The sequence below is a fragment of the Herpetosiphon sp. genome, assembly GCF_003512625.1.
Classification (GTDB): Bacteria; Chloroflexota; Chloroflexia; order Chloroflexales; family Herpetosiphonaceae; genus Herpetosiphon; species Herpetosiphon aurantiacus.
Genome location: NZ_DOPT01000080.1, coordinates 1 through 26,293, shown reverse-complemented (window position 1 = coordinate 26,293; position 26,293 = coordinate 1). Strand labels below are relative to the sequence as shown.

23 protein-coding genes and 1 pseudogene are annotated in these 26,293 nt (G+C 50.4%); 14 read left to right on the top strand and 10 right to left on the bottom strand.

The genetic code is table 11. From position 1 onward, the window contains the following. Positions 1-199 precede the first annotated feature (199 nt). Positions 200-2,776: pseudogene (locus DEF47_RS17205) on the top strand (lamin tail domain-containing protein); the annotation flags it as partial. Between the two features lie 760 nt (positions 2,777-3,536). Here the strand turns inward: DEF47_RS17205 and DEF47_RS17200 are convergent. After that, positions 3,537-4,052, bottom strand: coding sequence for a MogA/MoaB family molybdenum cofactor biosynthesis protein (locus tag DEF47_RS17200; protein WP_012192330.1), 516 nt, complete (start codon positions 4,050-4,052; stop codon positions 3,537-3,539). Positions 4,053-4,153: 101 nt separating this feature from the next. On the opposite strand from DEF47_RS17200, the gene DEF47_RS17195 reads away from it, so the two are divergent. Together DEF47_RS17195 and DEF47_RS17190 are read left to right on the top strand one after the other, a co-directional pair. Further along, complete coding sequence (locus tag DEF47_RS17195; protein ID WP_012192331.1) at positions 4,154-5,242, top strand: DPP IV N-terminal domain-containing protein; 1,089 nt, start codon at positions 4,154-4,156, stop codon at positions 5,240-5,242. Positions 5,243-5,246: 4 nt separating this feature from the next. Next, positions 5,247-5,873: an alpha/beta hydrolase gene (locus DEF47_RS17190; RefSeq protein ID WP_012192332.1), complete on the top strand. Its 627-nt coding sequence runs from the start codon at positions 5,247-5,249 to the stop codon at positions 5,871-5,873. A gap of 41 nt (positions 5,874-5,914) precedes the next feature. Here the strand turns inward: DEF47_RS17190 and DEF47_RS17185 are convergent, their stop codons facing one another. Then, on the bottom strand, positions 5,915-6,994 hold the full coding sequence (locus DEF47_RS17185) for a hypothetical protein (protein ID WP_012192333.1): 1,080 nt from the start codon (positions 6,992-6,994) through the stop codon (positions 5,915-5,917). A gap of 262 nt (positions 6,995-7,256) precedes the next feature. On the opposite strand from DEF47_RS17185, the gene DEF47_RS17180 reads away from it, so the two are divergent. Beyond that, positions 7,257-7,751: a Dps family protein gene (locus tag DEF47_RS17180; RefSeq protein ID WP_012192334.1), complete on the top strand. Its 495-nt coding sequence runs from the start codon at positions 7,257-7,259 to the stop codon at positions 7,749-7,751. A gap of 74 nt (positions 7,752-7,825) precedes the next feature. On the opposite strand, the gene DEF47_RS17175 is transcribed toward DEF47_RS17180, so the two are convergent. The 4 genes from DEF47_RS17175 to DEF47_RS17160 all read right to left on the bottom strand — a co-directional run bounded on the left by DEF47_RS17175 (position 7,826) and on the right by DEF47_RS17160 (position 10,873). Continuing rightward, entirely contained in the window at positions 7,826-8,575 is a 750-nt protein-coding gene (locus tag DEF47_RS17175; RefSeq protein WP_012192335.1) for a glycosyltransferase family 2 protein, read from the bottom strand. Position 8,576: 1 nt separating this feature from the next. Then, positions 8,577-9,380: a zinc-ribbon domain-containing protein gene (locus DEF47_RS17170; RefSeq protein WP_012192336.1), complete on the bottom strand. Its 804-nt coding sequence runs from the start codon at positions 9,378-9,380 to the stop codon at positions 8,577-8,579. An 11-nt stretch (positions 9,381-9,391) separates the two neighbouring features. After that, the gene (locus DEF47_RS17165) at positions 9,392-9,784 is read right to left on the bottom strand and encodes a hypothetical protein (protein ID WP_287045257.1); all 393 of its coding nucleotides are present in this window, start codon (positions 9,782-9,784) and stop codon (positions 9,392-9,394) included. Between the two features lie 426 nt (positions 9,785-10,210). Next, on the bottom strand, positions 10,211-10,873 hold the full coding sequence (locus DEF47_RS17160; protein ID WP_012192338.1) for an NUDIX hydrolase: 663 nt from the start codon (positions 10,871-10,873) through the stop codon (positions 10,211-10,213). 121 nt (positions 10,874-10,994) lie between these two features. On the opposite strand from DEF47_RS17160, the gene DEF47_RS17155 reads away from it, so the two are divergent. From DEF47_RS17155 to DEF47_RS17140, 4 genes are all read left to right on the top strand, one after another. Further along, a complete protein-coding gene (locus DEF47_RS17155; RefSeq protein ID WP_041304971.1) occupies positions 10,995-11,963 on the top strand; it encodes a GDP-mannose 4,6-dehydratase in 969 nt (322 codons plus the stop codon). A gap of 15 nt (positions 11,964-11,978) precedes the next feature. Beyond that, complete coding sequence (locus DEF47_RS17150) at positions 11,979-13,049, top strand: mannose-1-phosphate guanylyltransferase (protein WP_012192340.1); 1,071 nt, start codon at positions 11,979-11,981, stop codon at positions 13,047-13,049. Positions 13,050-13,124: 75 nt separating this feature from the next. Beyond that, entirely contained in the window at positions 13,125-14,105 is a 981-nt protein-coding gene (locus DEF47_RS17145; protein ID WP_012192341.1) for a nucleotidyltransferase family protein, read from the top strand. A 112-nt stretch (positions 14,106-14,217) separates the two neighbouring features. Then, the gene (locus tag DEF47_RS17140) at positions 14,218-15,633 is read left to right on the top strand and encodes a phosphoglucomutase/phosphomannomutase family protein (protein ID WP_012192342.1); all 1,416 of its coding nucleotides are present in this window, start codon (positions 14,218-14,220) and stop codon (positions 15,631-15,633) included. 92 nt (positions 15,634-15,725) lie between these two features. Here the strand turns inward: DEF47_RS17140 and DEF47_RS17135 are convergent, their stop codons facing one another. After that, positions 15,726-16,352: a nitroreductase family protein gene (locus DEF47_RS17135; protein WP_012192343.1), complete on the bottom strand. Its 627-nt coding sequence runs from the start codon at positions 16,350-16,352 to the stop codon at positions 15,726-15,728. A 220-nt stretch (positions 16,353-16,572) separates the two neighbouring features. Between DEF47_RS17135 and DEF47_RS17130 the strand changes: the two genes are divergently transcribed. Then, positions 16,573-16,965 carry a CoA-binding protein gene (locus DEF47_RS17130; protein ID WP_012192344.1) on the top strand — a complete coding sequence of 131 codons (393 nt, stop codon included), beginning with the start codon at positions 16,573-16,575 and terminating at the stop codon, positions 16,963-16,965. A gap of 238 nt (positions 16,966-17,203) precedes the next feature. On the opposite strand, the gene coaBC is transcribed toward DEF47_RS17130, so the two are convergent. From coaBC to DEF47_RS17115, 3 genes are all read right to left on the bottom strand, one after another. Continuing rightward, the gene (gene coaBC, locus DEF47_RS17125) at positions 17,204-18,406 is read right to left on the bottom strand and encodes a bifunctional phosphopantothenoylcysteine decarboxylase/phosphopantothenate--cysteine ligase CoaBC (protein WP_012192345.1); all 1,203 of its coding nucleotides are present in this window, start codon (positions 18,404-18,406) and stop codon (positions 17,204-17,206) included. Between the two features lie 72 nt (positions 18,407-18,478). Continuing rightward, positions 18,479-20,230 (bottom strand): M61 family metallopeptidase, encoded by a 1,752-nt coding sequence (locus DEF47_RS17120; protein WP_287045256.1) that lies wholly within the window; start codon positions 20,228-20,230, stop codon positions 18,479-18,481. 12 nt (positions 20,231-20,242) lie between these two features. Beyond that, the gene (locus tag DEF47_RS17115; protein ID WP_287045255.1) at positions 20,243-20,404 is read right to left on the bottom strand and encodes a hypothetical protein; all 162 of its coding nucleotides are present in this window, start codon (positions 20,402-20,404) and stop codon (positions 20,243-20,245) included. A gap of 226 nt (positions 20,405-20,630) precedes the next feature. Between DEF47_RS17115 and DEF47_RS17110 the strand changes: the two genes are divergently transcribed. The 5 genes from DEF47_RS17110 (at position 20,631) to fmt (ending at position 26,119) form a co-directional block, all read left to right on the top strand. Further along, complete coding sequence (locus DEF47_RS17110) at positions 20,631-21,002, top strand: helix-turn-helix domain-containing protein (protein WP_012192347.1); 372 nt, start codon at positions 20,631-20,633, stop codon at positions 21,000-21,002. 174 nt (positions 21,003-21,176) lie between these two features. Further along, positions 21,177-22,175, top strand: a complete 999-nt coding sequence (locus DEF47_RS17105; RefSeq protein WP_012192348.1) for an ATP-grasp domain-containing protein — start codon at positions 21,177-21,179, stop codon at positions 22,173-22,175. A gap of 252 nt (positions 22,176-22,427) precedes the next feature. Next, positions 22,428-23,789, top strand: coding sequence for a hypothetical protein (locus DEF47_RS17100; protein ID WP_012192349.1), 1,362 nt, complete (start codon positions 22,428-22,430; stop codon positions 23,787-23,789). A 107-nt stretch (positions 23,790-23,896) separates the two neighbouring features. Continuing rightward, entirely contained in the window at positions 23,897-25,054 is a 1,158-nt protein-coding gene (locus tag DEF47_RS17095; protein WP_012192350.1) for a carboxylate-amine ligase, read from the top strand. Positions 25,055-25,198: 144 nt separating this feature from the next. Then, positions 25,199-26,119: a methionyl-tRNA formyltransferase gene (gene fmt, locus DEF47_RS17090; RefSeq protein WP_012192351.1), complete on the top strand. Its 921-nt coding sequence runs from the start codon at positions 25,199-25,201 to the stop codon at positions 26,117-26,119. Positions 26,120-26,293: the final 174 nt, after the last annotated feature.

Here is a 26,293-nt window from a genome sequence, read left to right as displayed (position 1 = left end):
TCCAGCACTCGTTAGTGCTACGATTTGGCTTAGCAATGGCTAGGCTCCTCCCAATACCCCACATCGACACCTAGCTTGAAAATCGCCAACCAATCCGAAACTTACACCAAAATTGCTTACTTGAGCATGCCAGAAAACGTTCGCTTGTGTATCTAAATAGGGCAATCTTGGCTATTGGTGCTCCAATTGCGAGGTGGCTATGCAGCGATTTATGTGGCGCTTGATCTTGCTTGGTTGGCTCTGGCCACAACCAAGCTTGGCCCAAACCGGCCCAACTCAGGTGGTGCTCAACGAGTTCTTGGCGATTCCAAGCAGCGGCAGCGAATTTGTCGAGTTGTACAATCCAACCCAAAGCACCATCGATTTAAGTGGTTGGGCGGTTGATGATATCGAAGGTGGCAGCAGCCCTAAAATCTTGCCAACCCCCACCCTGCTTGCCCCAAACGCTTGGTTAGTTGTGTCGTTGAGCAATGTGTTGAATAACAGCGGTGATCAGGTGCGTTTGCTCAATCCTACAGGCCAGATTATCGATCACTACAGCTATACCAGTGTTAGTGCTGGCCTATCGTGGAGCCGCATACCCGATGGCATTGGCTCATGGCAAGCAGCAACTACGCCAACTCCAGGCAGCGCGAATAGCCAAATCACGCCAACCATAATCCCCACCAACACGGCTACAACCGCTCCATCTAGCACCAGCACAGTGATAATTCAACCCAGCAATACGTCATCACCCCAACCCAGCCCAACAAATTTACCAACCTCAATTCCAGTACCAACCCAAACCCCAACGGCCACACCAAATCCAACACATATTCGGATTAACGAATTAATGGCAGCGCCAAGCAGTGGCAAAGAATGGGTCGAGCTATATAATGCTGGCGATCAGGCGATCGATTTGCATGGCTGGCAGTTGGATGATGCCGCTGCTGGAGCTAACCCAATCCTGCTTGAAGCAATTATTCAGCCCGCAAGTTGGCTGGTCATTTCAATGACCAATGTTTACAACAATAGTGCTGATGAGGTGCGTTTGTTTGATCCAACCGGGCAACTAATCGATGCTTTTAGCTATAGCACAACCATCAGCAATCGTACTTGGGCCAGAATCCCCGATGGCACAGGAGCTTGGGCGGCCAATCGAGCATCAAGTTTGGGTCAAAGCAATCCGGTGGATCTGCCAATTGTTCCAACTCAAGCACAGATTGTAATCAATGAAGTAATGAGCCAACCCTTAACTGGCACCGACTGGATTGAACTCTACAATCTCGGCCCAGAGCCGCTTGATCTGCAAGGCTGGAAAATTGACGATCAACTTGAGGGTGGCGGCACAGCCCAAACCATCCAACATTCAACGATCATTAGCCCCAATTCATTCTTGGTTATTCCAGTTGGTACGCTGTTGAATGCTGAATTGGATAGTGTACATTTGATTACCACTCAAGGCATTATCACTGATAGCCTTGAGTACACCAGCAGTCTGAGCGGACGTAGTTGGAGTCGTTTACCCGATGGGTTTGGCCCATGGCAAGCAGCTTCACGCGCCACCCCAGCCAGCAGCAATCGCCAAAATCCCAGCCTTGAGCCAAATCAACTCCTGATCAATGAGGTCTTGGCATGGCCAAGCACTGGCGAGGAATTTGTCGAATTATATAATGCTGGCAGTAATACGATCGATTTGAGTGGTTGGTGGCTTGATGATCAGGTTAATGCTGGCGGAACGCCAATGCGGATCGCCGACGACACCTTGATCGAGCCACGCAGTTGGCACACCATTTACAGCAGCAATTTGTTAAATGATAACGGCGACATAGTGCGTTTGCTCGATTATCGCTTGCAAGAATATGCAGTTTGGAGTTATAGCTCAGCTTTACTAGGTTTGTCGGCGGGGCGTTGGCCTGATGGCGGCCTGAATTGGCACAATGGCATGCGAGCCAGCCCTAATTATCGCAATCGTGAGTTGGCAGCAATTCCCACAGGCCTTGTGATCAACGAAATCTCGCCGCTTGGCAATGAATGGCTCGAACTGTATTCAACGAATGCTCAAACGCTTGATTTGAGTAGCTGGAGCGTCAGCGATAGTTCGGGCACAAGCATCAGAATTGCTGCCAATACCCGCATCAGTCAAGGCCAGTTTTTAACGATAACGCTGAGTAGTTTGCTCAACGATAGTGGTGATAGCGTCGAACTAGCCATGGCTGATGGTCGGGTCGTTGATCAATTAAGTTATACCAAGCCGCTCGCAAACACCACTTGGAGCCGCATTCCCGATGCTGGGAGTTGGCAGAATAATGCTCCAGCCACGCCCAACCAGCCCAATCGTGCGTCGCAACCAACCGCCATCCCAGCCACCAAAACGCCCAAACCAACGAGTACAGCAAAACCAACCAGCACGCCCAAAGCCAGCGCCAAACCAAAGATTGCCAAGCCCAAGGCCACGGTACAGCCAACCATCGCCTTGCAAGCGAACTATCCATCGCTACAAATTAACGAAATTGTGCCAGCACCACAGGCCATCGATTGGAACGCCGATGGCGAAAACAATAGCAGTGATGAATGGATTGAACTGTATAATCCAAATAGTTTTCAGATTGATTTAACTGGTTGGCAGTTGGATGATACGGCTGATGCAGGCTCGCGATCATGGCGCTTCCCCACTGGAATGCGCATCGCCGCCCAAGGCTATCTGGTAATTTTTGCCAACCAAAGCAAACTAAGCCTCGCCAATACTGGCGAAGAGGTGCGTTTGCTTCAACCAAATGGAGTGGTGATCGATCGGGTTAGCTATGCCAAATTGGCTTATGATCAAAGTTGGGGTCGGCATCCAAGCAACCAACAATGGCAATTTTTTGAACAACCTAGCCCACAGCAAGCCAATAATTCGGTGCAGCCCAAACCAACCAAAACCTTCAGTCTGCGCGAGGCTCAGCAAGCGCCAATCGATAGCCACGTTGTGGTTGAAGGCGTGGTCAGTGCTGAACTCAATTTGTTTCGGCAACGGGCGTTTTATTTACAAGATGCTAGCGCTGGCATCTTAGTATTTATCAGCAATAACGTCGCCTTGCCTCAACTACGCCAAGACATGCACCTGCGAATTCAGGCCAAAGTTGGCAGCTATCATCAAGAGCCACAGCTGATTGTGACTGCTGCCGATGATCTCAACATTATTAAAAATCAAGCTAATTTAGTCATTCATAGCCCGCAGAAGCTAGAACAAGCCACGCTTGGACAGTTAGTCAAACTAAACTTGCGCTACAAACAACGCAACGCTGATAATTTATTGGTCGAGTTTGGATCTCAGACATTGCAAGTGCGCTTGGCTCAAGGTCAAAGTTTGCCTCAATTGCCAACATCAACCCTATTGAATGCCACAGGAATTATTAGTCGCTATGATGATGTTTGGCGGTTGCAGGTGCGCCAAGTCGCCGATTTGGGCTTGCCGCAACGGTTGCCAGCGACCAGCCAACCAAACTTGCCAACGTTCTGGCCTTGGCTGCTTGGTTTGCTTGGGCTTGGTTGGCTGATTCGGTATTATGGCGTTACTGGCGGGCTATTTCCCAAACGAGGTGTTTTAATTCAGGCAAAATCAACGATTGCATGGCCAAACGCACCGCTCCCGACGAGCCAGGCATACAAAAAACCAAGGTTCGGCCAGCGATGCCCGCGATCGCGCGTGAAAGCATGGCTCCTGCGCCAATTTCGTTGTAGGAAAGCATGCGAAAAATTTCGCCAAACCCAGGCAATTTTTTATCAAGCAACGGGGCAATCGCCTCAATTGTGGCATCACGGCGGGCAATCCCAGTGCCACCATTGGTTAAAACCGCGTCGCAATCGCTCCGCGCAATGCACTGTTGCACAAACTCCGCAACTTGATCTGGTTCATCGGGAATAATTCGATATTCGACCACTTGAAAACCTGCGGCAGTTAATAATTCCTGGGTCAACGCCCCACTCTTATCGGTTTCGCTGGTTCGCGTATCGCTAATGGTAATAATTGCGCAGCGCACTGGTGCTTGATGTTGTGCCGCTGCCTCAGCATGATCATTGTAGCCCATACGACCTCCTTCATTAAATCGGGCATTCTGCCTATCGTAGCGCATTTGCTCAAAGCTGGCTATAGGGTGATAATCAAGCCAAGTATGTCCAAGGAGTCGTCATGGATCAGATAGGTCGTCGAACAGTAACCAGTTTATCAGTAGGCTTGGTAGCGATCATAATTTTGTTGGTCACGATTGGTCAACAACCCAGTGCAGGCCAAGTTGCTAACAATACGCCAAATCAAGCTCAAGCCCAAGTTAGTGGTATTTTATTTTTGCGCAATCCCGCTCAGCAAGCTGAATTGTGGCGCTCGGATGCCAATGGTCAAGGGCAGCAATTACTTGTACCGCAAGTTAGCGATTATAGCCTTAGCCCCGATGGGCGCAAAGTTGCCTATGCAACTCAAGCCGAAGCCCAACCAAGCCGGATCGAAATGTTTGATCTGACCCAAAATCAGGTGATTACGAGCACAGGTTCGGCTGATTGGACTGGTTACACGCCGAATTGGTCGCCTGCTGATGGCGTGATTGTCTATGAACGACGCACAATTAGCACTGGCGGAGTTGGTTCGCCCAAACTTTGGTTGATGCAGCCCGATGGAACACAAGTTAGTCCGGTGGTTAAAGGCGGCGATGTGGTTACCTTTGGTGCACATTGGTCGAATACTGGACGCTTGTTAGGCTTTACCGATCCATTGCGCAATGAATTGGTTTTATTTGATTTTAGCGATGTGTTGCGGCGGATTCCATTTAGCGGCGATTTTGATTGGTCACCCGATGATCAGCGTTTAGTAATTAGTGTGTTGCGGGAGTCGCAAGCAGGTTTTCGCAACGAATTAATCCTATTTGATCTGATGACCGAGCAACAAACACCCTTGACTAGCCAAACCGACACTGATGATTTCACGCCCGTTTGGTCGCCTGATGGCACAAAAATCGCCTTTGTGCGCCGCACCCGTGAAGTGCCTCGCGGCGAAATTTGGGTGGTTAATGCTGATGGCAGCGAGCCACGGGCAATTACGGCGGGCGGCGGCTACGATAACGTTGATCCGCAATGGACTCCCGATAGCCAACAATTGCTCTGGACGCGCTTGACCGTGGGTTCGGCAAACGTACCCTCGGCAATCTGGACGGTTAATTTGGCTGAAAATTCAGAGCCACGGGTGTTGATCGAAAATGCCACCCAAGCTCGTTGGATCGTTGAGTAGGATGATGCAAACAACAATTCATTTTCTTTCTGCCGATGGCAGCACGTTACTTGAGGGCAAATGGCTAGCGCTCAGCCAAGCGCCACAATTGGTTGCCGTGTTGGCCCATCATTTTCCACCAATGTCGAATATGGATCAGCGGGCGATTTTCGCAACCTTCAAGGTGTTGCGCGATCGTGGTTGGGGGGTTTTGCGCTACAACTCGCGTGGAGTTGGCCAAAGCCAAGGCGAATTTAGCGGTGGCCCAGGCGAAGATCTCGATTTGCAGGCAGCGTTGGCCGAAGCGCGTCAACGTGCACCGCAAGCTCAAATCTGCTTAATTGGCTGGTCGTTTGGGGCACAATTGGTACTACGGGTGATGGCCAGCGACCCAACGATTCGCGCAACCGTGGCAGTTACGCCCAACCCAGTTGGTTTGCAGGAGAGTGCCCAAGGCCAGCATGGACCGTTATTAGCAATTGTGGCTGAGCGCGATCAATTTTTCGATTTGATTGAAACGCGCACGGCCTTTGAACAAGCGACTGAGCCAAAAACCTGGCATTTGCTCAAATGGGCCGATCATTATTATCTAACTCGTGAAGATGAAGTTGCGCAATTCACGGTCGATTGGCTTGAACAAGCGGTTAAATAACAACACGGAGCAGTAAATCCTGCTCCGTGTATTCAACAAAGCTAAACTAGGGTGCGCCAGCGCTCCACATATGGGCTGCGCTCGATCCAGAGTGCGCCCACCCAAATTGTGCATAATAGAATGATGGCAACGGGAATCGTATAGGCTGGAACCACCGGCATAAGGGTGATTTGATCGCTAATCCAAGCCCCAGCATAGAACATAAATAACGTTCCAAATGCGGCAACGAAGGGATTAATTCGATAGGTAATGCCAATATCGATCGCCAAAGCCGTACCAATAAAGAAGATTGGTACAAACGATGGTGGAAACTCCATACCACGCAAAATGTAGAACGAGACAACCCGATAGAGCAAATAACTGCCTGCTACCAGAGTTGCTGTCCAACGCCCACGCATGATCAGGCGAGCAGCCACCAGCACCAGAACCAAGGAGGTGATCAACCACAGTGGGTACAGCCAATCGGGCACAGGAATTGCAAAACGCTCAGGGTTGGCTCCAGCTTCAAGCAACAATTCAGCATCAGCATAGGGCTTGCCGATCCGCATCGCTTCAATTGCCGTTACCCCATACTCTTGCTGGCCTAAGGGGAACAGGAAATCTTCGAGCAAAAAGGCCCAAAAGCCAATCCCGAAGACTGTCTTGATGGGGCTTTCTGGGGTGAGTAGCAACCAGCCACGCAACACGCCCAACAACATCACCGCCGTACCAAGATAGAGCAAGGCATGGGTTGGGCTCCAACTCGTAATGTCGAGGCCAAACAAACGGTGGTTGATCAAATCCAAGGGAATTGCAATTAGAAAGATCGAAATCCCCGCCTGCATCAAACGCAAGGTCAGCCGATCAACTCCATAACCCGTCCACGTATGAAACATCACCAACATAATCACGATAATCGTGCCAACCGTGTTAATCATATGCGGTGGGGCGAGATCATCGCGCAAAAAGCGGAAGTGCCAAGCCACATCCCAGCCCGAACCCATCAATTTGAGCACAAATGCAAACAACCAAATGCCATAAATGGTGTGCAGCGCCCGCGTATTTGTCGGGCGTAGTGGTTGCCCTGGTGAACTGTAGGTTTGCCAAAGCGGCTTCACATAGCGGTCAAGATACTGGCGCATACGTGGACCCTTTCTGAATTAAAACGTGTTGAGATTCTCTCTGCATCGACGTTTACAGCGGTGCGGTTGTTGCAGATACAACAACCTTAAAAGACGTTAATCAAGGTGTAAGCATTGATGAGCTTATTCTAGGGATTGATTAAAGGCTTGTCAATCCCTTGCAACGCAAGGTGTCATGAATCGGATTCATAATCATGATCTTGTGGCACGCCATCTGCAATGTGCTTGGGAGAAAATCGTTGTGTGAAGGAGCTAAATCACCATGGATAAACGCTTAAAAACCCCAACTGACTTAGATGCCAAAGCGACTGGCCCAGTCATCGAGGCGCTCAACCGCAGCTTGGCCAATTCGTTTGCCTTATACATGAAATACAAAAATTTTCATTGGCACTTAACTGGTCGCCATTTTCGCGATTTACATTTGATGTTCGATGAGCATGCCAACCAAATTTTTGCCACAACCGATATTTTGGCCGAACGCGCTCGCCGCATCGGGGGTACATCGTTGCGCTCAATCGGCCATATCAGCGAATTGCAAACAATTGATGATAATAATGCTGAGTTTGTTGAGCCAGCCACGATGTTAACTGAGTTGGTCGGCGATAATCAAACCTTGGTAAAAAATCTGCGCAAAGCTCACGATGTTGCTGATAAAGCCAACGATGTGGCTACCGCCAGCGAGCTTGAACCAATGATCGATCAGGCCGAAAATCGAGTTTGGTTCCTTTTTGAACTTTCTCAAGAAACTGAAGGTTAAGTAAGCGAGCGAAGACATTAACAATGATGTCAAGTCAAGAATGGGCTGGGGCAATTTCCCCAACCCATTTTGATTTAAGCCCTATGTTTGGCCAAAGCCAGATACATTTTAAACTCGTACCAGCCCATCACCAAGGCCAAAAGCATGCCTAACAAGCCATCGCGATAGCCACCCCACGTGATATAGCGCCGCCAAATTGCCCGCCACGGCTGCAAAATATAGTTTTGCGGCTTGACACGCACGCCATTGCGATAGAGGGTAGCAGCCTCAGCTTGCGCATAGCGCTGTTGTTTTTCGCGCAATTCGGCCCATGATTCAATATTAATATGCTCAAGATGTTGAGTTAAGCGACCTTTGAGACCATCCAAAATGACTAATTCATGAACTAAGCGGCTGGTCTCGTATTGGGCTTTGCTGCGCTGTAATAAACGCAACTGATGGTCGGGATACCAACCACCGCCGCGCAAGGCTCGCCCCCAATAGCGATTGAAGCGCGGAATCCAGTAGCCAGCATATTCAGGTTGGCCTTGCAAAAGCTGGCGAATTTCATGCTGTAAGTTGCGGGTTATCCGCTCATCAGCATCTAAAAACAAAACCCACTGGCCTTGGCATTCGGCCAAAGCACGATTGCGCTGCGCCGGAAACGACTCAAAAATGGCTTCGACTACCCGTGCCCCAGCTTGCAGGCAAATTTCGGCGGTGCGGTCGCGGGTACGCGGGTCGAGCAAGACCACAATTTCATCGGCCAAATCGCCGATTGAGGCCAACGCAGCCCCGATATGGCGCTCTTCATCACGAGCAATCATAGCAACAGATAACAACATATTAGCGTGGCTGCTTCTTTCGAATCAAAAAGGCAATGCTTGTAACGAATAAGAAAATTGAGCTAAGAAACATTAACCACAAACCACTGCCCATTTCGTTGGTAACGTTACTTGCTACGGCTCCCAGAACGATAATTCCACTACAGCCAAAGGCAATAATTGCAATAATCAGATTCAAAACGCCCCACAGATTGCGCCGTTTGAAATAGGCCAACATGCCCATGAGCATACCCAAACCTGCACAAATTGGAATTCCGTAGAGAATCGCAATCACCGCTTGATAGTTATTCATATCTTGCGAACTAGGCTCATCGGCATAACTCAGCACTTGAAATAAACTTTCAGTAACAGTGTCGGTGTCGATCATCGGCAGAAATGCCCCAATCAAAATTGCCAAGGCACTCACAATCATCAAAATTGCGGGAATACTGCCATTGCCTGCGGGAATCGCCGCATAGCCTGATTGGTTGGGCACTGCATAGCCCATCGGCGCTTGACCATAATTTGCTGGTGGCAGCTGGCCATAGTTTTGAGGTTGGCTAAAGCCTTGTTGCGGATAGACATTGGGTGGGGCTGGTGGGCCATAATTCGATTGAACTGGCGCTGGCGGGCCATAATTTGGTTGGACAGTTGGCACTTGGGTCGGATTGATAGCTTGAGTTTTATCAACTGGATTAGCCATTGGTGGCAAGTTGGGCAAGGCCATGGTTTTATCGACGGCAGCAGGTTGGGTGATTGTCGCCCCACACGAGGTACAAAACCGACTGCTATCAGCCACAGCGGCGGAACATTGAGGACATTGCATCGCGTTTCCTTTCATTTTCTGGTCAAGAATTGAGACATCAGGCTTGAGGCCGTCAAAGTAAAACTACCGAATAAGCCAAGCCAAAGGCCAAACCCAGGACTATAACCAGAATCGTTGAATAAGATGCCAGCACTAAAGGTGGCCAAGATTGCCAGACCCGTGATCCCACACAGCAGCGTACCTATGGCCCAATGCCGGTTTTTGGTAATTAGGCAACCAACACCGCACACCAATGCTAGCAAACCCACAATCCCATAGCCATAACTGAGGCTTGCCCACAAAGCTGGCCATTCAGTGCTCGGTTGGCGGATACTGCTAAGCATGCGAAAAGCTTGACCATCACTGGCTCGTTGAGCTAGGCCTAATCCGAGTGCGGCTAGCATCACAATTGCATCAGTGAACATTGAAGCGCCAAACGCCTGGAGGCTGATGTTTTTTTGCGCTTGGTTCTGCCTGAGCGATTTGCCGCAATAGGGGCAATTATCACTCACCAGTGGAACCGTCATGGCGCAGTGGGGACATTGCATCGCTTCCTCCTATGGTAGTTGAGGTCTGTATTATATAAGTTTAACAACTGGTAATGCTAGCAATAATGAGGGCTAAAATTCGAATGCTGCCCAAAAGGGCAGCATTCGGGTAGTCTTTTTGATACGAACAGACGCTTAGTCAAATGCTGAGAAGATAATATCAAAGATCATCGCAATAATACTCAGCGCCGCCCGAACTGAAAACTCGACAATCGCGATAATAATGTTCATCCAACATACCTCCTAACTTAAGCCTTTCGTACTTGTGGTTGCTTAAATTAGATGGATTTGGTAGGTTTTTTTTCAGTTGCTGATTGAGGCTTGAAAATAATTCCAAATCACCCGATGTGGCACTGCTCGAAAACGACCCCAATCTTGCCAATTGCCCGCAATTTCGTGATCTTCGCTGCCGCTCAGGCTTTCGAGCTGGCTGGCAATGGTTGGCAGATCGTTCACCTGAGGAAAGCCAAAGGCCGCGACTTGCTCCGATTCATCGACTGCCCCCAACGTGCCGCCCAATTCGCGCAGCAAAAAGGCAAAGGTATAAAACGTGGGCGTTGGGCTATTGGTCGGGCGATAGCTGACCGCCGCCAAAAAGCGCTCAACCTGCACATCAAGCCCGGTTTCTTCGGCAGTTTCGCGTAACAACGCCTCGTAGACTGGCTCATCGTAATTGATCCCGCCAGTCAATAAGCGAAAGGCTTCGGGCGGATAATAGGCTTTTCGCGCACTAATCAAGCTGCCATCAGGCCGTTGCACCACCATACATACCTCGCCATAACGGTCGGCTTTGCCAAAGGGAGCGAATAGGCCTTGGACAACAAGCGCCTGCTCATCGGCGGTAGCCGGATACTGGCCATCAGGCACAACCAAGGCCACTTGGTGCAAACGAGGCATGCCAAAACGAGCGACTAAATCGGCTAATTCGCTGCTAACCGCAACTGGAAGGTGAAATTGCTCGAACATTCAACGATCTCCAGCACAAATATTCAAAACGCTAGCCTCAGTATAGAAGATTAAGCCCCCCATGCGAATAGGCATAAACAGCTTCTTGCCAACAATCTCAACTCGCAGTATAGTGCGGGCTATGACACGAGCATTAATTACTGGCGCTAATGGCTTTGTTGGCCAACATCTTGTTCGCTATTTGCAGCAAGCAACCACTTGGGAATTATGGGCTTTGGGGCGTGAAGCTCACCCACAACTTCCAACAGTGCTGGCTGATCTGCTTGATCGTTCGGCGGTAGCAACGGCGGTGGCAAATGCAGCCCCCGATCTGGTGGTGCATTTAGCGGCCCAATCGGCGATTCCTCAATCGTTTCGTGATCCCGCCGGCACGTTTAGTATCAATGTGCTCGGCCAATTGCACCTATTTGAAGCGATCAAGTCGGCTCAACTTGATCCAATTGTGTTGGTGGTTGGCTCGAATGCGATGTATGGCATGGCCCATCGTTCAGGCTTGCCCGCCGATGAAAACACCATGCTTTGCCCAGCTGATCCCTATGCTGTTTCCAAGGCAGCCCAAGATCTGTTGGCGGGGCAATGGTGGTATAGCCATGGCCTGAAGGTGATTCGTGCTCGGCCATTTAACCATACTGGGCCTGGCCAACGGGCTGATTTTGTTGTGCCAGCCTTTGCCCACCAAATTGCTCGCATCGAAGCGGGCTTGCAGCCGCCAGTGATTCAGGTTGGCAACCTTACGCCACAGCGTGATTTTAGCGATGTACGTGATGTTGTGCGGGCCTATCATCTGCTGCTTGAACGAGCGCAGCCTGGCGAAATTTATAATATTGGCGTAGGTCAGAGTGTCTCAATTCAGTCAATTCTTGATCGCCTCATTGCACTCAGTGGCCAAACGATCACGGTCGAAGTTGATCCTCAACGCTTGCGTCCAGTTGATGTGCCAATCGTGGCGTGCGATGCTAGTCGCTTGCGCAGCCAAATCGGGTGGGAGCCGCAGTATTGCCTTGACGATACGCTGAGCGATATTCTGAATGAATGGCGCAGCCACGTTGCAACCGAGCAAGAGAGAGTTGGTTCCCACATTAACCAATAACAGAGGATTAACCATATGGATATTTTAGTGCTTGCTGGGGGTACTGGCTCGCGATTGTGGCCGCGTTCACGTCGCACCAAGCCCAAGCAATTTTTACCCTTGCTTTCAAATCGCACCATGCTGCAAGAAACCGTCGATCGGGTACGGCCTTTGATCGAAGAAGGTCGGGTGTTCGTGGTGACTGGCTCGGATTACGAGGAATTAATTCGTGAGCAGTTGAACGACGTGCCGCGCAATAACGTTATTTTAGAGCCAAGTGGCCGTGGCACAGCTTCGGCAATTGGCTTGGCGGCAATTCACATGCGTCGCTCGGCTCCCGATGCAGTGATGGCGGTGCTGAGTGCTGATCATTTGATTTTGCGTAACGAAGCCTTTCGGCAAGCGCTACAAGCTGCCGAAGTTGCCGCCCGCGAAGGCTATTTGGTCACACTTGGAGTTAAGCCATCGTTTGCCAATACGGGCTATGGCTATATTCAATGTGGCGAATTGATCACCGAAGCGCATAATCATAAAATTCATCGGGTGCAGCGCTTTGCTGAAAAGCCCGACCACGATACCGCTGAGCGCTATCTCGCCCAAGGCAATTATTTCTGGAACGCTGGGATTTTCGTTTGGCAAACCAAAACCTTCCTTGATGCGATTGGTCGCCACATGCCCGAATTGCGCAACCAACTCAATCAAGTCCAAGCCTCGTTTGGCAAATCGCGCTACCACGATACATTGGCCCACGTCTGGGAGAACGTCGAAAATATCACGGTCGATTATGGCATTATGGAGCGTGCACCAAATGTCGCGGTTGTGCCAGTTGATATTGGCTGGAGCGACGTTGGCGATTGGCACACCCTGACAACCTTGATGAGCGACGACGATTCGGCCAATGTGGTAATTGGGCCACACGTCGAGGTTGATACCAAATCGACCTTGATTTACAGCGATTCAGGCCGCATGATCGCTACGATTGGCCTTGATGGCTTTTTGGTGGTCGATACTGGCGATGCCCTGTTGATTGCCCCCCGTGATCGCGCCCAAGATGTCAAGAAAATTGTTGATCAATTGCGGACAGAAGGCCGCAATGATGTGTTATAAGTTATAATTGAAGGGCACGGCAGCAGGTGGTTAGCGATAACCAAACCACTGCCGTGCTTTTATGAAAGCAGTTGTATGCGTGCAGTTATTTTAGTTGGCGGATTAGGCACACGCCTCCGCCCATTGACCAATCAACTCCCCAAGCCACTTGTGCCAATTGCCGGCGAAGCCTTGATGAGCCGAACCTTGCGGCGTTTGTATAAGCAAGGGGTGCGTCATGTGATTTTGGCGGTGCAATATTTGGCCGAACAATTTTTGGCGGCCTATGGCGATGGCGCGGCTTTTGGGCTAGATTTGCAGATTGTTCAAGAGCCAGAAGCCCTAGGCACAGCTGGCGCAGTACGCTACGCCCTTGATCAAACCAATTTGCTTAAGGCTGGGCCGATTTTAGTGCTGAATGGCGATGAACTGACTGATTTCGATGTGGCCCAACTCTGGCAAGCTCATGGCCAATTTGGCGGTGTGGCGACGATTGCCGTGCGCCAAGTGGCCGATACCTCAGCCTTTGGGGTAGTTGCTAGCGATGCGAATCAACGAGTGTATGCCTTTCAAGAAAAACCTGCGGCTGGCACGGCCTTGGCCAACACCATCAATAGCGGAGCCTATGTATTTGAGCCAGCGGCACTTGCCCAGATTCCAGCCCAAGGTTTTGCTATGCTCGAACGCGATCTCTTCCCCAGCTTGCTAGCGACTCAAGCCCTGATTTACGCCTATCAACACAACGCCTACAGCCAAGATATTGGCACATTGGCAGGCTATTTAGCCGCGAATGAAGCGGTATTGTTGGGCCATTTGCCGCATGAAACCGTGCATGGCATACAATATGCAGCAGGAGTGTGGGCTGCGGCTGATGCTCAAATCAGCCCTAGCGCCCAATTAATTGCCCCGATTATGCTTGGCAGTGGCTGTGTGGTGGGCGAGCATGCCCGACTTGAACGGGTGATCGCATGGGATCGTGTTACAATTGAAGCCGCTGCAAACCTAAACAATGTCGCCATTGCCAATGATGTGCAGGTTGCCCACCATGCAACTGTCGAAGGTCTCGCGCTTGGTTAATATCATTCAATCCCATTCAAATTTTTGAACGCTATTTCGTTGTATTGACGAGCGATCGTCACCAATCTTCATTCATGGGAAACCAATTTCAATCGCAAGCTCAGGAGCGTGTATGGCATCAGCAATCAAATTTGGCACCGACGGTTGGCGAGCAGCGATCGCCGAAGAGTATACCTTTGACAATGTGCGGATTGTCACCCAAGCCGTCGCGGATTATCTGCATGAGGCGGGCTTGGCCCCGCGCGGGTTGGTGGTTGGCTATGATACTCGTTTCGGTTCCGAGCGCTTCGCCGCCGCCACCGCCGAGGTGCTGGCTGCCAACGGAATTCATGTTTATTTAACTGAAAAAGCGACTCCTACGCCTGTGGTTTGTTGGAGCATTTTGTGCAAAAAGGCTGGTGGAGCCTCGATTATCACGGCTTCGCACAACCCTCCAAGCGATAACGGCTATAAATATAAGCCCGAATATGCTGGCTCAGCCTCGCCCGAAGTGATCGCCCGCTTGGAAGATCGTTTAGAAAAAGCGCCAGTCAAGCGCATGGCGTTGCGTGAGGCCGAAAAACAAGGCTTGGTTGAGCGAATCAACGGCACGCCCGATTATGTGGCGCAAATCAAGCAAATGGTTGATCTTGAGGCGATCAAACGCGAGGGCTGGACGATCATCAACGATGCAATGTATGGGGCTGGCGCTGGTTTCTTGCCATTGTTGCTCGATGGCGGTCAAACCAAAGTCGTGCCAATCAACGATACCCGCAACCCTTTGTTTCCTGGCATGCGTTCGCCCGAGCCAATCGACGATAATTTAACCAAGCTCAAAAATGTGGTTAAGCAAAGTGGGGCTTTTGCGGGTTTGGCCTACGACGGCGATGCTGATCGAGTTGGTTTGGTCGATGAAAAAGGTAAATTCGTTGATCAGCTACGAGTTTTTGGCTTGCTAACCTATTATTTATTAGAAGTTAAAGGCTGGCGCGGCCCAATCGTTAAGTCACTTTCAACCACTTCGATGGTTAATCGTTTGGCCGAGCTTTACAATGTGCCAATCTACGAAACTCCGGTTGGCTTCAAGCATATTGGCCCCAAAATGATCGAATCGAATGCAATTATTGGTGGCGAGGAATCGGGCGGGTTTGCCTTTGCCAAGCATTTGCCGGAACGTGATGGGATTTTGTCGTCGCTGTTATTGCTCGATTTGTTCTTGAAGCGTGGCAAAACGCCCAGCGAAACCATGGAAGAGTTGTTCAGCAAAGTTGGGCCACACTTCTACGATCGCTTGGATATTACCTATCCTGCTGAGCAACGCGATACGATTCTCAAGCGGGTTGATTCAGCCCGCCCCGATGCCTTAGCTGGTCTGACAGTTAATTCGATTACCACCCAAGGCGGCTACAAATATCACCTGCAAGATGGCAGTTGGCTGTTGATTCGCTTCTCGGGCACTGAGCCATTATTGCGCATCTACACTGAAACTCGCTCACCAGAGTTGGTCGAAAAATTGTTAGCCGAAGGTCGGGTCATCGCTGGAGTCTAAGATCTGATCCACGAAGGACACGAAGAATACGAAGATCAAAAAAGGCCAAAGCGTAATGCTCTGGCCTTTTTCGTTATTGATTCAAACCAAACTTAGTCAACGAATTGGGTGATTTTTTCGACAGCGTGGCGGTGGTGTGGGTAGCCTTCTTCAGCGGCAACGCCCAAGGCCACCAAGCCAGCCAATTGAACATGCGTTGGCAAGCCCAAAATTTCTTTGACTTGGGCTGGGTCAAAGCCCAACATCAACGAGGTGTCGTAGCCCAACGAGCGAGCGGCCAATGAAAGATAGCCAAGGGCGATGTTGGTTTGAGCCAAACCCCAAGCTTCTTTTTCTTCAGGGCTGCGCTGAGCGAATGCACCCAAAATACCATCGATTGCGCCTTGGCGTTGCTCAGCTGGCACGCCTGGGTGAATCACATCGGCGAGGGTATCGAGGGCTTCAGCGGTATTGCTATAAACAGCGATCACCACTGGAGCGCTACCAACTTGGCCTTGGCCATAAGCAGCAGCTTGCAATTTGTTTTTGACTTCTTGGTTGCGCACAGCAACAAAGCGCCATGGCTGAATATTCCACGCTGAAGGAGCTTTGCCAGTCAATTCCAAAATGGTGTTGAGGTCGGCTTGGCTTACTTGGTCGTTGGTATATTTACGAACTGAGCGGCGGCTTGAAATGGCTTCGGCGACGCTCAAGGTATTGTTAACGGCTGGCTGAGTCATTGGTCTATGCTCCTAGAAAATAGTGCAGCGCCGACGTTTGGGCTGCGTTTGCTGTATCTGTAACTATGATAATTACATATTGTCCTTGAATTGATCTATCGACGTGTCCTTTGGCGCGTCCCAAGCCATAGGATTGCTGTCCTAATCGTTGCCAATTTCGGGCAAGCTCGGCTTTTTGGGGTACAATCCTTGCGATACGTGTTGGCTATAAGGAGGAATTATGAGCGATATTAAACAACTGTTGAGTAACGCCAAAACGATTGCCGTGGTCGGCTTGAGCAACAAGCCCGATCGCGCAAGCTATGGCGTAGCTGAATATATGCAACGGGCGGGCTATAAAATTATTCCAGTCAATCCAGTGTTAAAAGAGCCAGTGCTCGGCGAACAACCAGTTGCATCATTGAGCGATATCAAAGAACCAATTGATATTGTCGATATTTTTCGCCGCGCCGAAGATGTGCCGCCAGTGGTTGAAGAAGCAATTGCGGTTGGCGCAAAAGCAATTTGGATGCAACTCGGGATTGTCAATCACGAGGCCGCCGCCGCTGCTGAAGCCGCTGGCTTAGAGGTCGTGATGGATAAATGTATTAAAGTCGAGCATATGCAGCAATAGACATAGAACATAGAACATAGAGCATAGAGCATAAAGGAGTAGGTTTTAACCCAGAGGCGCAGAGGGGATACATCAGAATGAAATGCTTAACCGCGAAGAACGCGAAGGGCGCTAAGCTGGATTAGTTAAATATCTGAATTACTAATCGATGCCATAGAACTATTAAATCGTTCTTTGTGCGCTTCGTGTCCTTCGTGGTTAAACTGAACGCCCCCGCTTGCTCCCTATATTCTATGCTCTAGGTTCTTAAAAAACCACTGAACAACGCAACCAACTGCTGCGCCAGCTCGGTTTTGGCTTGGCGGTTAAAATCCCAGCGCTGGCCGTTGCGATGAAACACGGTCACGGCGTTATCGCTGGCCCCGAGCGCGGTGCGAGCATCGTTGGCGACAATCGCATCAAGCCCTTTGCGCGTGAGCTTGGCTTGGGCATACTGCTCAAGATCGTGAGTTTCAGCAGCAAAGCCGATTTTTACAAAGCCAGTATGCTCTTTGAGGCTGGCCAGAATATCGGTGGTTTGGGTCAGTTGCAAGCTCAGCGCTTGTTCGGCTTGCTCAGTTTTTTTAATTTTATTATCGGCCACGCTCACAGGCCGATAATCGGCGACTGCGGCGGCCATAATCAACAGATCGCAGCCTTGGCTAATTTCGTGATGGAGTGCATCGTGCATGGCCGCAGCGCTTTCGGCGTAGATGTGTTGCGTGCCAAGCGGCGGCGTGGCACTCGCTGCGCCGATAATCAAGCGCACATCTGCGCCAGCATCACGAGCGGCAGCAGCTAGCGCAAAGCCCATCACGCCCGATGATCGATTGCCAATAAAGCGTACTGGATCGATCGCCTCGTGAGTGCCGCCAGCAGTGATAATCAATCGCTTGCCAGCTAATGCCCCAAACCGCCGACCCAAGGCCAAACGAATCTCAGCTTCGATCTGATCGATCTCGGCTAGTCGTCCAACCCCGACCATTGGCTCAGCCATGCGCCCCGCCGTTGGGGGAATTATTTGGAAACCACGGCTTTGCAAGGTTGCAATGTTGGCTTGGGTGGCGGGGTTAGCCCACATATTCACATTCATCGCTGGAGCTAGCAAGATGGGCGCACGCGAAGCCAGCACGGTGGTGGTCAGCATATCATCGCTCATACCCATGGCTAGCCGCGCAATCGTGTTGGCGGTAGCAGGCGCGATGATGATCAGATCAGCGCGATCGCCAATTGTTACATGACCAATATCGGTTTGCTCGGAGAGTTGCCACATATCGGTATAGACTGGGCGATGGGTTAATGCGCCAAAGGTCAAGGGTGTGACGAATTTGGTGGCCTCTTCAGTCATCACTACATCGACCAACGCCCCAGCTAGGCTCAGATTGCGTGCTAACTGCACGACCTTATAGGCCGCAATTCCGCCCGTCACACCCAGCACAATTCGCCGATCAACCAAAGTCATGGCAACTCCCTCAATGAGCTAAGGCTGGTTGCTGGGTTGAGTTAAAACACCAGTAACCAGCATCTCAATCTATTATTTAAACAATGGCGTACCGAGCCATGTCGCTGCTTGTTGGCGTTGGCTGGCGCTTGGTTGGCTCACCAAGGTTAGGCTCAAGAAATCAGGGTTGGGTTGGCTAAATGTAACGGGCACGTGCAATAATTCATCACGGCGGAAGAAACTTAATTGCACGGTTGCGCCAATTGGATAATCGGCTAGCCGCTTGTTCAAGCCATCTTCATCGATGCGCCAACCATCGAGCGCAATTAATTCATCGCCAGCGGCCAAGCCAGCCCGATCAGCGTCGCCGCCATCGAGCACATGGGTAATTTGCACCCGACCATCAACAGCTTTGCTGCGAATCCCTAATTGGGGCCGTGGATTGCCTTGCGCATCACGATCTTTGTAGTTCCATTGCATTTGCAAGCCAACGGTGGCAAAGGCTTCGGCGTAGGGTAATTCGCTTAATCCATCGATATACTTGGCGAAATAGTCACTCCAATCGCTGCCTGTGAGTGCTTGCAGGGCTTGCTGCATGCCATCGGCTTCGGGAATCCCCGGGCCAGTGATTGGATACGTCTGATAGAGATAGCGAATCAAATCATCAAGCGATTGCTGACCGTTACTCTGCTCGCGCAACTGCATATCGAGCACCAATGCCGCCAACCCACCCTTGAGATAATAGGAAACTGTCGTGTTAGGCGTTGATTCATCAGGTCGATAGAACTTGATCCAAGCATCGAATGAGGAACTGCTGAGGCTATGAACCAAGCGGCCAGGAGTATTTTGCAGCGTGCTAATATCATCGGCCAAGCGCTCAAGGTAGCGTTGGGGAGTCATCAAGCCTGCGCGAACCAACATCAAATCGGTGTAGTATTCGGTGAAGCCTTCCATCACCCACAACAAGCGAGTGTAATTCTCGCGGGTGTAATCGAAGGGGCCGAGTGGGGCAGCCCGTAGCCGTTTGACATTCCAGGTATGAAAAAATTCATGGGCAATTAGGCCTTGAGCGCGTTCATAGGTTTTGCTTGGTTTGAAGACATGGCGCGGTAGCAAGAGCGAGGTTGAATTACGATGCTCTAAGCCGCCATAAGTATTGGCTCCAGCTAGCAACACAATAAACAAATAATAATCGTAGGGTAAATCGCCCCAGAAGGCATACTCAGTTTCGACAATTTGCTTCGTGTCGGCCAGCACTTGCTCGATATCTTCGTTGCCATGGCCCCAAACCACCACCTCGTGAGCCTTTTCGGCTACGTCAAAGCGGTAGCGGCGCAATTCACCGACCTCAAACGGACAATCCATCAATTCATCTAAATCGTTGGTACCATAACAACCATCGGCCAATTTGGGCAAGCCCGTGGCAACTTCCCAGCTACTTGGCAGTTCCAGATGTACGTTATAGCGACAATCCTGATATTCGGGCAAATAAAGCAAGGTGGCGGCTGGCACAATATGCGCGTGCGTTGCATCAATGTGATTGGTGCGCACGGTCAATTCATAGCCATATACTTGATAGGTTACCGTGATCGCACTGGCCCCATTGGTTTGCACCTGCCATGTCAAGCGATCAGTTTTGTGGATGGCTAGCGCTTGGCCGTCGGTATGAGCCTCGACAAAGCGCACGTGGCGGGCATATTCGCGGAGCAGATACGAGCCTGGTGTCCATGCTGGCAATTGCAACGACGTTTCAGAACCCGTTAAACCCTCAATCCGCAATGTAACGTTGATGAGATGGCGTTGAGGTTGAGGAATCGCGAGGGTGTAATCAAGGACAACAGACACAGGCATCCTCCTTTAATCCTTATCGGCGGCAACCGCATAGCCAATTGTGCTACCGGCAATCAAGAGACCAGCAGTAGTGAGCAAAGGGTTATCTTTAGTAATAATTGCAATTACCAAACCTAAAACACCCGCAAACCACGTGATCCGTGCAAGTAATAAAGCCTCACGGCGCATGAGCAGAACTCCTGTAAAAGTGAGTTGCTATCAGTGTAGCTTAAAATAACCCATCCAACAAAGTGGCGGTTGGTGTCGTATTCGCAATGCAGTGCAAGGTTAACAGGCAATTTTAATTGCGGTGAACAATAAGTTTGCTGTGCTAGATTCGATGTTCTTTTGATTGATTTTTCTTGTACAATGCAAACGAATCGCAACCGAATTAGCAGCAAGATAGGAGATTGGCATGGCTAGTTTGAGTGAGGCTATTGGCGCAATTATCAAACGCAAACGCTCGCGCGATCGCTTAACCCAAAATGATTTAGGGGCCAAAGTTGGAGTTTCTGGCTCATACATTAGCGCAGTTGAGGCTGGCAATACCTCACCACGAATTGCCGAAGTTGAAGGCTTAGCCCAAGTTTTTCGCACGACTGCCTTGGAAATGATTAGTGAAGCAGCCTCGACTGAAACTAAAATCTATTCTGATTCGCGGCGGGAACAAGAAGCATTGCTCTCAATTTTTACCACGCTTAGCCCTGATCGCCGTCAGCAAGTTTATGAATTTGTCTTGTTCCAGCGCGATTTGCAAGATCGTAACGACGATAAGCGTAATAACTAGCGATTGATGGTCAATAATCTGCTTGTGCTAGGCATCAATCAGGCATGGATGCTGGGAGTAATTTTGGCGTAGCACGGCTGGATATGCTATGATGCGCCTCGCAACGAAGCAGCATCCACAAAGTTACCCACAGAATTTTCCCTCAAAGCCTAGTCCGCTACAAGGAGGTTTTGCTTGGCAAAAGCAAAAAAAGCTGATAAGAAAATTGGGGTCATGGTTGGGCGTGAATGGTCGTGGCCGCCAGCATTTATCGAGGAAGTCAATCGACGCAATGTTGGCGTAACTGCCGAATACCTGCAATTGGGCGGGACGGCCATGAACGAGCCAAATGAGTACGCTGTCATCGTTGATCGGATCTCCCACGAAATTCCCTACTATCGCACCTATCTCAAAAATGCTGTGCTGCAAGGCACGGTTGTGGTCAATAACCCATTTTGGTGGAGTGCCGATGATAAGTTTTTTGGCGCTTCGCTCTCCGATGCGATTGGGGTTAAACATCCACGCACGATAGCCCTGCCCTCACATTCGTATGTCGAAGGCGTGGTCGATGAATCACTGCGCAATTTGATCTACCCGATTCCGTGGGAGGATCATGTCGAGGCGGTCGGAGGCTTTCCGGTCATTCTCAAGCCAGCTTGGGGCGGCGGTTTCAAGCAAGTCTTCAAGCTTTATACCTATGATCAATTGTACGATGCCTATAACACCACTGGCACCGAGTGTATGATGCTGCAAGAGTGCATCGAATGGGAAAAATATGCCCGCGTGATGTGTATTGGCAAAGAGCATTTTATGGTGATGAAGTTTGATGCCAATGCCCCATGGCCGCATCGCTATTTCCACGAGCCTGGCTTCCTCACGCCCGAAGAAGGCCAACAAGTGCTCAATGGCGCACGCAAGCTCAACGAAGCCCTTGGCTATGATATGAACACAGTCGAGTTTGCAATTAAAGATGGCATCGCCTACGCCATCGATTTTACCAACCCAGCTCCCGATATGGATATCAACTCTTTGACCGACCATTATTTCCCGTGGGTGGTCAATGCCATGGCTGATATGTGTATCGATTATGCCTTGGGCAAGCGCAAACAAACCAAAGTGACCTATCAATGGAACTCGTTGCTGACGGCGACCAGCAAACCCAAGGCGCGTTCAAGCAAAACCAGCGAAGAATAATCGCTACATGTCATGGTTCATCAGGTCGGCAATGATGACTATCCTTCACCCCCTAGCCCCCTCTCCCGCACGCGAGGGGGAATTGTTCTGCCAGTACACCCCTCGCCCACCGCAGTGGGAGAGGGGCTGGGGGTGAGGGAACGCTAGAATGTTTGTTAATGCTATGAACCATTACAGCTACAAGCCAGCGAACATAGCTCATTTAAAGAAGACCTTTGGCTATGTTCGCTGTTGCTATTCATGGAGCGGCCTATGTTAGAGCAAGCGATTCGTGATTATCACGCCCTCCTCACGCCCGATCTCGCTCGTGCTTCTCAAGAACGTCTCACCAACCTACAACAGCAACAAAATCTCTTTTTTGGCACCCGTCCGTTGTGCAATGTGCTACGCCCACATTTTCTCAGCGTCGAGCAATCGAGCTTGATCGAGCGCGTCTCGCAGTTGGTGGCCGAAGCATCGCGCACGGTGGTTGAGTATGCTTTGCGCACGCCTGAGGTGCTCGATCTGCTGGCCTTGACCGAGGGTGAACATCAATTAATTAGTTACGAGCCTGGCTACCGTGAATTAAGCGTTTCTTCACGGCTTGATTCATTTTTAACCAGTGATAGTAGCTCGTTTCAATTTGTTGAATATAACGCCGAAAGCCCCGCCGCAATCGCCTACGAAGATATTCTTTCGCAGGTGTTCGAGCAATTGCCGATTATGCAAGAGTTTCAGCGCCATTATCGGGTTGAAAGTTTGCCTGCTCGGCAACGCTTGTTAGAAGCTTTTTTGGCGGTTTATCGCGAATGGGGTGGCACAGGCGAGCCAAAAATTGCCATTGTCGATTGGCATGGCCTGCCGACGCTCTCGGAATTTCAACTATTTCAGCAATATTTTGCTGAGCATGGCTTGAAAACGGTGATTTGTGCGCCGGAAGATTTGCGCTATCAGGCTGGCACGCTGTATGCCAATAACACACCAGTTAATTTTGTCTATAAACGCTTGTTGACAACCGAATTTTTGCAGCGTTTGGGCAATGAAGCCTTTGATCATCCATTAACTCAGGCCTACCGTGATGGAGCAATTTGTTTGGCCAATAATTTTCGCGCCAAATTGCTGCACAAAAAAATGATCTTTGGCTTGTTATCTGATCCGGCGATCACTAGCGCCGCTGGAATTAGCTCAGCCACCCAGCAACAGCTGGCCCAGCACATTCCTTGGACGCGGCGAGTGACGGCTGGCCGCACCGATTATGCTGGCACAGAAGTTGACCTACTCGATTTTATTCGGCAAAACCGTGATCGACTGTTGCTCAAGCCCAACGACGATTATGGCGGCCACGGGATTACGATTGGTTGGGAAACCGAGGCCGAAGCTTGGGATTTGGCGCTACAGCAGGCCTTAACTGAGCCATTTGTGGTGCAAGAGCGCGTAGTGATTGCCTACGAGGATTATCCAGCTATGGTGGATGGTCAATTGCAGATCGGCCAGCGCTTGGTCGATACCGATCCATTTTTATTTGGCAGCGAAGTTCAAGGCTGTCTGACGCGCTTATCGACGGTGACGTTGCTGAATGTGACCGCCGGCGGCGGCTCGACCACACCAACGTTTCAGCTCTCTAAACTGAGCTAAATCTCACCATAGACAAGCGCAAAAACATCAACTATGCTAAAGGGCAATACCACTGGCAGCAACCCACCCAACGCCCACTATCAACTGACACACCAACGGGGGATCTTATGGAATATCGTGATCCGGGGCATCCGCATTTTCCTTTTACGATTGGGATCGAAGAAGAATATCAGATTATCGATCCTGAAACCCGCGAATTAAAATCGTACATCACCCAAATTCTCGACGAGGGTCAGTTGATTTTACGTGAACAGATGAAGCCCGAAATGCATCAATCGATTGTCGAAGTGGGCACGCATGTCTGTCGCACGGTCGAGGAAGCTCGCGCCGAAATTATTCGTTTGCGTGGCGCAATTGGCAGTTTGGCCGCGAGCAAAGGCTTGCGAATTGCCGCCGCTGGCACACACCCATTTTCATCGTGGCAAAAGCAGGATATTTATCCCCATGAGCGCTATTATGGCGTGATTGAGGAGATGCAAGAGGCAGCGCGGCGCTTGTTGATTTTTGGCATGCATGTGCACATCGGCATGCCCGATAACGAAACCTGCATCGAAATTATGAATGTGGCGCGGTACTTTCTGCCGCATTTGTTGGCGCTTTCCACTTCATCGCCCTTTTGGATGGGGCGCAAAACTGGCTTTCAATCGTATCGCTCGATCATCTTTACCAACTTCCCACGTACTGGCATTCCCGACACCTTCCAATCGTATGCGGAATTTGAGCAATATATCAACATTTTGCTCAAAACTCATAGCATCGACAATGGCAAAAAAGTCTGGTGGGATGCGCGGCCACACCCGATGTTTGGCACGCTAGAAGTGCGAATTTGCGATATTGCCACCAAAGTTGACGAAGCAATTATGATTGCTGGCTTGGTTCAAGCGATTTTTGTCAAAATTTACAGCTTGTTTCGCCAAAACCAAACTTTCCGCGTCTATAGTCGTGCCTTGATCAACGAAAACAAATGGCGGGCGGCACGTTATGGCATGGGTGGCAAACTGATTGATTTTGGCCGCCGCGAAGAATTATCTGCCCATGATCTGATGGCCGAATTACGCGAATTTGTTGATGATGTGGTTGATGACCTTGGCTCACGGGCGGCGGTCGATTATATTGACCAAGTGCTCAAGCATGGCACCAGCGCCGAACGCCAACTGCGTACCTACGAAGAAACTGGCGATATCAAAGCAGTTGTCGATCAGCTGATTCGTGAAACCATGGAAGGTGTGCCGCTCGATCAGGCAACTCAAGTAGTCAGCGGATAACGCTTCTTTTGCGCTAACCCCTCGCCCGTGGTTGGGTTGAGGGGTATTTTTGTTGCGGTTTGCCTGCAACGTTGATTAATACTTTTGTTTTTGCTCAAGCACGGTATCATGCTGGTTAGCACTCTTCAGTATGAGGTATCAGCGATGCGAATTTTATATTTAGGTACGCCTGAGATTGCGGTTGCGCCGCTTGAGTTGCTGCATGCCAGCGGTCATGAGATCGTGGGCGTGGTAACGCAGCCCGATCGTCCGGCTGGGCGTAAAAATGTGCTCACGGCTCCGCCCGTTAAGCTTGCTGCTGAACGGCTTGGGATTCCTGTTTTTCAACCGGAAACTCTCAAAGATCCGGCGGCAGTGGCGCGTTTGCGGGCGTTTGAGCCTGAAGTTGGAGTGGTGGCAGCCTATGGCGAAATTTTACGGAAACAGGTTTTAGCAATTCCGGCCTTAGGCTATTTGAATATTCATCCATCCATTTTGCCACTGTATCGTGGGCCAGCCCCAGTGACTGGCGCAATTTTGGCTGGCGACGATTTGGTCGGGGTTTCAATCATCAAACTAACAGCTAAAATGGATGCGGGGCCGATTCTTGGCCAAATGGTAATGCCGTTGGCTAATGATGCCCGTGCTGGTGAATGGACAGCTCAATTGATGCGTCAGGGTGGCGAGTTGCTTGCCCAGGTCTTGCCGGCCTATGCTGCGGGCCAAATTCAAGCGCAGATTCAGGATGATAGCCAAGCCAGCTATACCCAAATGATTAGCAAAAACGATGGCTTGATCAATTGGAATTTGCCCGCCTTGGTGATCGAACGCATGACTCGTGCTTACGATCCATGGCCTGGGACTGCGGTTAAACTCAATGATCAGCCGTTTAAGATTTTGCGAGCCAAGGCGCATACAAGCTGGAGTGGTACGATCCAGCCTGGTACGTTGTTCGAGCAGCAAGGCCAGATTTTGGTAGCAACTGGTAGCGGGGCATTGGAACTGCTTGAAGTTCAACCAGCTGGTAAGCGGCCAATGGCTGCCAACGATTGGCGGCGTGGTGCGAAGGATATCGAGCAGCTGTAGCTTGATCGGCTAGCTATTGGCTACGTGTAATGGTTCATTGGGTTTGTAACCATTTTTTATTCCCTTATCCCCAACCTCTCTCCTGCCAAGCGAGGCGCGGGGGTTAGAGGGTGCTTACAAGGGTAGGTTTTAAGCTCCCTCACCCCCGACCCCTCTCCCACTGCGGCGGGCGAG

Excerpts from the sequence above, each read along its gene's own strand:
- DEF47_RS17135 (WP_012192343.1), bottom strand. The coding sequence starts at position 16,352 with ATGACTCAGCCAGCCGTTAACAATACCTTGAGCGTCGCCGAAGCCATT.
- coaBC (WP_012192345.1), bottom strand. The coding sequence starts at position 18,406 with ATGACTTTGGTTGATCGGCGAATTGTGCTGGGTGTGACGGGCGGAATT.
- DEF47_RS17115 (WP_287045255.1), bottom strand. The coding sequence starts at position 20,404 with ATGCGCCGTGAGGCTTTATTACTTGCACGGATCACGTGGTTTGCGGGT.
- fmt (WP_012192351.1), top strand. The coding sequence starts at position 25,199 with ATGCGAATTTTATATTTAGGTACGCCTGAGATTGCGGTTGCGCCGCTT.
- DEF47_RS17190 (WP_012192332.1), top strand. The coding sequence starts at position 5,247 with ATGCAAACAACAATTCATTTTCTTTCTGCCGATGGCAGCACGTTACTT.
- DEF47_RS17140 (WP_012192342.1), top strand. The coding sequence starts at position 14,218 with ATGGCATCAGCAATCAAATTTGGCACCGACGGTTGGCGAGCAGCGATC.
- DEF47_RS17160 (WP_012192338.1), bottom strand. The coding sequence starts at position 10,873 with ATGTTCGAGCAATTTCACCTTCCAGTTGCGGTTAGCAGCGAATTAGCC.
- DEF47_RS17195 (WP_012192331.1), top strand. The coding sequence starts at position 4,154 with ATGGATCAGATAGGTCGTCGAACAGTAACCAGTTTATCAGTAGGCTTG.
- DEF47_RS17170 (WP_012192336.1), bottom strand. The coding sequence starts at position 9,380 with ATGCAATGTCCTCAATGTTCCGCCGCTGTGGCTGATAGCAGTCGGTTT.
- DEF47_RS17100 (WP_012192349.1), top strand. The coding sequence starts at position 22,428 with ATGTTAGAGCAAGCGATTCGTGATTATCACGCCCTCCTCACGCCCGAT.
- DEF47_RS17130 (WP_012192344.1), top strand. The coding sequence starts at position 16,573 with ATGAGCGATATTAAACAACTGTTGAGTAACGCCAAAACGATTGCCGTG.
- DEF47_RS17185 (WP_012192333.1), bottom strand. The coding sequence starts at position 6,994 with ATGCGCCAGTATCTTGACCGCTATGTGAAGCCGCTTTGGCAAACCTAC.
- DEF47_RS17165 (WP_287045257.1), bottom strand. The coding sequence starts at position 9,784 with ATGTTCACTGATGCAATTGTGATGCTAGCCGCACTCGGATTAGGCCTA.
- DEF47_RS17150 (WP_012192340.1), top strand. The coding sequence starts at position 11,979 with ATGGATATTTTAGTGCTTGCTGGGGGTACTGGCTCGCGATTGTGGCCG.
- DEF47_RS17145 (WP_012192341.1), top strand. The coding sequence starts at position 13,125 with ATGCGTGCAGTTATTTTAGTTGGCGGATTAGGCACACGCCTCCGCCCA.
- DEF47_RS17110 (WP_012192347.1), top strand. The coding sequence starts at position 20,631 with ATGGCTAGTTTGAGTGAGGCTATTGGCGCAATTATCAAACGCAAACGC.
- DEF47_RS17175 (WP_012192335.1), bottom strand. The coding sequence starts at position 8,575 with ATGTTGTTATCTGTTGCTATGATTGCTCGTGATGAAGAGCGCCATATC.
- DEF47_RS17155 (WP_041304971.1), top strand. The coding sequence starts at position 10,995 with ATGACACGAGCATTAATTACTGGCGCTAATGGCTTTGTTGGCCAACAT.
- DEF47_RS17095 (WP_012192350.1), top strand. The coding sequence starts at position 23,897 with ATGGAATATCGTGATCCGGGGCATCCGCATTTTCCTTTTACGATTGGG.
- DEF47_RS17200 (WP_012192330.1), bottom strand. The coding sequence starts at position 4,052 with ATGGGCTACAATGATCATGCTGAGGCAGCGGCACAACATCAAGCACCA.
- DEF47_RS17180 (WP_012192334.1), top strand. The coding sequence starts at position 7,257 with ATGGATAAACGCTTAAAAACCCCAACTGACTTAGATGCCAAAGCGACT.